This is a genomic window from Arthrobacter sp. P1_A5, assembly GCF_056406825.1.
The window spans coordinates 1-4,164 of record NZ_JBFTZL010000250.1 but is presented as its reverse complement, the minus strand read 5'-3'; the positions used below and the strand labels follow the sequence as shown (position 1 = coordinate 4,164).

At 68.7% G+C, this 4,164-nt stretch carries 5 protein-coding genes and 1 tRNA gene; 3 read left to right on the top strand and 3 right to left on the bottom strand.

Annotated elements, in window-relative coordinates:
- Positions 1-752, top strand: a 752-nt coding sequence (gene map, locus AC1D1S_RS19660; protein WP_476995272.1) for a type I methionyl aminopeptidase, incomplete at its 5' end; no start/stop codon positions are given.
- Here map and AC1D1S_RS19655 read toward each other — a convergent pair.
- A complete protein-coding gene (locus AC1D1S_RS19655) occupies positions 749-1,411 on the bottom strand; it encodes a GNAT family N-acetyltransferase (protein WP_476995271.1) in 663 nt (220 codons plus the stop codon). The genes map and AC1D1S_RS19655 overlap by 4 nt on opposite strands.
- 31 nt (positions 1,412-1,442) lie before the next feature.
- Positions 1,443-1,958: a LapA family protein gene (locus tag AC1D1S_RS19650; RefSeq protein ID WP_243177207.1), complete on the bottom strand. Its 516-nt coding sequence runs from the start codon at positions 1,956-1,958 to the stop codon at positions 1,443-1,445.
- A gap of 317 nt (positions 1,959-2,275) precedes the next feature.
- Here AC1D1S_RS19650 and AC1D1S_RS19645 point away from each other — a divergent pair, with 317 nt between their 5' ends.
- The gene (locus AC1D1S_RS19645; RefSeq protein ID WP_243177208.1) at positions 2,276-3,292 is read left to right on the top strand and encodes a magnesium and cobalt transport protein CorA; all 1,017 of its coding nucleotides are present in this window, start codon (positions 2,276-2,278) and stop codon (positions 3,290-3,292) included.
- 76 nt (positions 3,293-3,368) lie between these two features.
- On the opposite strand, the gene AC1D1S_RS19640 is transcribed toward AC1D1S_RS19645, so the two are convergent.
- Positions 3,369-3,441 (bottom strand) — tRNA-Arg (locus tag AC1D1S_RS19640).
- A 245-nt stretch (positions 3,442-3,686) separates the two neighbouring features.
- Here AC1D1S_RS19640 and AC1D1S_RS19635 point away from each other — a divergent pair.
- On the top strand, positions 3,687-4,164 hold a 478-nt coding region (locus tag AC1D1S_RS19635; RefSeq protein WP_476995270.1), incomplete at its 3' end, for a single-stranded DNA-binding protein.

The window sequence follows — 4,164 nt, the reverse complement described above, 5'->3', positions numbered from 1 at the left end:
GTCCCGAAGAGATCGCTCTGATGCGCGAGGCCGGCCGGGTGGTCGCCACCACCCTCGCCCGGGTCCGGGAGGCGGCCGCCGTCGGCGTTTCGCTCAAGGAACTGGACGATGTCGCCGCGGCGTCAATCGCCGACGCGGGAGCCACCCCGGCGTTCCTGAACTACCGGCCGCGGTGGGCGTCCGTGCCGTTCCCGGGGGTCATCTGCACGTCCGTCAACGACGCCGTCGTGCACGGCATCCCCAACGAGTACCGGCTCCAGGACGGGGACCTCCTGAGCGTGGATTGCGGCGCGTTCCTGGCCGGGTGGTGCGGCGATGCGGCCGTCAGCTTCATCGTGGGGACCGTGGACCCGGTGGACCAGGCCCTCATCGACGCCACGGACGCCGCCCTGGCGAGGGGGATCGAAGCGGCAAGGATCGGGAACAAGATGGGGGATCTCGCCTACGCGATCGGCGGGGCAGCGCGCCGGGCAGGCTACGGGCTGCTCGCCGATCACGGCGGCCACGGGATCGGCCGGACCATGCACGCCGAGCCGCACGTGCCCAACGACGGGCGTCCCGGTCGCGGCATCAAACYGACCGAGGGCCTCGTCATCGCCATCGAGCCAATGCTGATTCTCGGCCGCAAGGACGACTACTACCATGACGACGACGAATGGACCCTCCGCTCAGCGAACGGCCGCCGCGCCGCGCACAGCGAACACACCGTGGCCATCACCGCCGACGGGCCGGTGATCCTGACCCTGCCCTAGCGCCCTCGGTCCCTGCCGGCCCGGGGCGCCGTCAGGCGGACGACGGCGCGTCCCGGCACTGCGCCGCTGACCACTGTGCCGCTGACCAGCGTGAAGCCGGCCGCCGTGAAGCCGGCCGCCAAAAAGAGTCCCAGCGTGCCGTGGTAGAGGTCTGCCGGGCCGGCCTTGGGCCGTTGCGCGGGGTCGACCGGATAACCCTCCACCACCGTTGCGCCGTGCGCGGCGGCGTGTTCGACGGCGGCGGCAAGCAACGCCCCCGCCACGCCGGTGCGTCGGTGGCCGGGGGAGACGACGAAGCAACTGACGGACCACACGTGGTCCACGCCGGGATCCCGGGCGGCGTCGGGGGCAGACGCCAGCACGTTCGAGCGTAGGATCCTTGGGTAGCACCCGCGGGGCTCGACGGCGCACCAGCCCACCGGATTCCCGTCGCGGAAGGCCAGGACCCCGGGCGCCGGCTGGCCGCCGTCGAACTTGTCCCGCAACTGGTTCTTCCGCTCCTCCGGGGTGGACGCGGACCACTGCGGGCCGGTCAAGGCAAAGAACCGGCACCAGCATCGTGAGGGTTCGCCGCGGACGCCAAAGAGTCGCTCGACGTCGGGCCAGTCCGCCGCGGCGGTGGTGATGGCTGCCTGGGCCCGGGGTTCTGCGTCGCGCATGGAAAGAGGGTAGCGCCTGGCGGCTTCAGCGTCAGCGCGTGCGCGTGCCCGGGCTGGCCTGGCGGCGGACGCGGTGCGCGGCGAGCCGGAGCTGGATGATGCGGGCGGCTCCGGCGATGGCGACCAGGACGCCGCCGCCGACGGCCGCGATGAACAAGGCGATGCCGAGCGGGACCGAGCCTTCGAGGCCAAAGAACTTCACCTGCACGTATTCCTGGTTCTGCAGGATGAAAGCGATCAGCAGGATCAGCACCACGAGCGCGCAGGCAACCGCGGCCCAGACCATTCCCGCTCGGGTGACCTGGCGCGTGTCCGGAGCGGGCGCCGGCGCGGGAGCCTGAGCCGTGGGTTCCTCGGGCTGGGTGGTTTCGGCGCGCCCCGCCGTCGTGGCGGCCACATCCGTGCTGGTCGCGGCCACATCCATGCCGGGGCTCTGCTCGGCGGGCGCGGACGCGGGCGCGGGTGTGGCGTCACCGGACCCCGCGTACGGGGAGGTGGGGGCGTCGTCTGGATTGGTGGGGTCGAATCTGCGGGGTGTCTCGGTCATGGCGGCCGTACCTTTCGATTGCGGGCAGGGCGCACAGGCTATCCCTGCCAGCCTGCCAGTCCATTCAATACTAAGCGTGCTGAGGGCTGGCGGGGCTCAGGGCATAGGGTGTGCACGGTTCGGGCGCTCCGTCCCACGCCAGCAACCGTGCTTTGGCGGTCCCTGGCGGCCGCCGTCGGCGTCGTTCTCCCGGGCATTCTTTCCGGGGTCCTTCCCGGAAACCAGCGGCGTCCGCGGGGCAGTGCAGGCTGTTGGCACCGGCCCGGGGACGGTATAACGTCACAGCAAAGCGAATGCCTTGAAGAGGAGGCGCGGCCGTGACGATTATTGACAACGCCGTCTATGTGGACGGTCACCGGACCGCCGACCCGGAAGGACTCGAGGAGACATACTTTCTGCTGCGGCAGCGCCAGGGCATGGCCTGGATCGGGCTCTACCGGCCCGAAGCCCAGGAACTGCGCTCCGTGGCCGAGGAATTTGACCTGAGCCACCTGGCCGTAGAGGACGCGCTCGCCGGCCACCAGCGGGCCAAGCTGGAACACTATGGCGAGACGTTGTTCTTGGTGCTGCGGCCCGCGCGGTACCTGGACGACGTGGAAAAGGTCGAGTTCGGCGAGATCCATGTGTTTTCCGGACCGGACTTTGTAGTGACTGTCCGCCGGGCGGAGTCTCCCGACCTGGCCCGGGTGCGCCGGCGGATGGAGTCCGAGCCGGAGTTCCTGGCGCTCGGACCGGATGCGGTGTTGTACGCGATCCTGGACCAGGTGGTGGACGAGTACGAGCCCGTGGCGGCAGGGCTGGAAAACGATATCGATGAAATCGAAGACGACCTGTTCGCTGCCGACCCCGGCGTATCGCGCAGGATCTATGAACTCTCCCGCCAGGTCATCACGTTTCAGCGTGCCACGGCCCCGCTGGCCGGAATCTTGCAGAGCCTCATGGGCGGCGGACCGGACGGCGTGCCGGATCCCGAACTGCAGGATCATTTCCGCGACGTCCTGGACCACGCCATCAGGCTGGGGGAGCGGGTGTCTGCCTTCCGGGCGTTGCTGCAGAACGCGCTGGCCGTCAACGCGGCCCTCGTTGCCCAGCGGCAGAACGACGAAATGCGGCTCCTGACGGAGTCGAGCTTCGCCCAGAACGAGCAGGTCAAGCGGATCTCGTCGTGGGCTGCCATCTTGTTTGCGCCGACGTTGATCGCCTCGATTTACGGCATGAACTTCCGCGACATGCCCGAGCTCGACTGGATCTTCGGCTATCCGATGGCACTCGCGCTCATGCTCGGCATGGGCGGGATCCTGTTCCTGACGTTCAAACACAACAAGTGGATCTGATGGTCTGGTTGAAATAGGAGTTGACATTGGAAGCGGCCCTGACCGTGCGTTGTCGCAGGTCAGAGCCGCTCTCTTGTGCCCCAGGAGGGAATCGAACCCCCGACCGGCGGATTAGAAGGCCGCTGCTCTATCCCCTGAGCTACTGGGGCGCGCTGGCTCCCACCGGCTGCTGCCGGTGACGCCTCAAAAAGTTTACAGTGCCTGACGGCCGGTGGAGGTCAACGCCCGGCAGGTGGCCGGTCCTGCYGGCCCTGACTTCTCCCCAACACGGTCCCCACACCGTTGCCGGCAGCCGGTTATCCACATGGCACAGCCGGGTCCTCCCCGGCCACGGTCCACGGCGGGATGCTGGAACTGCCCGGCAGGGCACGACAATTCGAGACAGGACATGAGAATGAGCGACAACATTACGGTCCGTGGCTTCGTCGCCTCGGAGATCAGAAGCTCGACCACACCCGGTGGCGTGGCCACGGCGTCCTTCCGGTTCGGCGCCACCGAGCGCCGCTACGACCGCGGCTCCAGCACCTGGGTGGATGGCAACACCAACTGGTTCACCGTCCAGGGATACCGGCAACTGGCCGGCAACATTGGCTGCAGCATCAAGAAGGGCCAGCGGGTCATCGTGGTAGGCAGGCTGAAGATGCGGAGCTGGGAGAAGGACGGCAGGGTCTACCACGTCGCCGAAATTGACGCGGAGTCAGTTGGCCACGACCTCATGTGGGGCTCTGCGAACTTCACGCGCTCAGCCGCAGCCGGAAGCCAGGCGGCCGCCGGACCCGGTTCCCCAGACGCGCCCGGTAGCGGCGACGGCGACGGCGGCGGACCGCAGAGCCTGCCAGGGGACGACGACGGGGACGGCGACCACGGTGCCG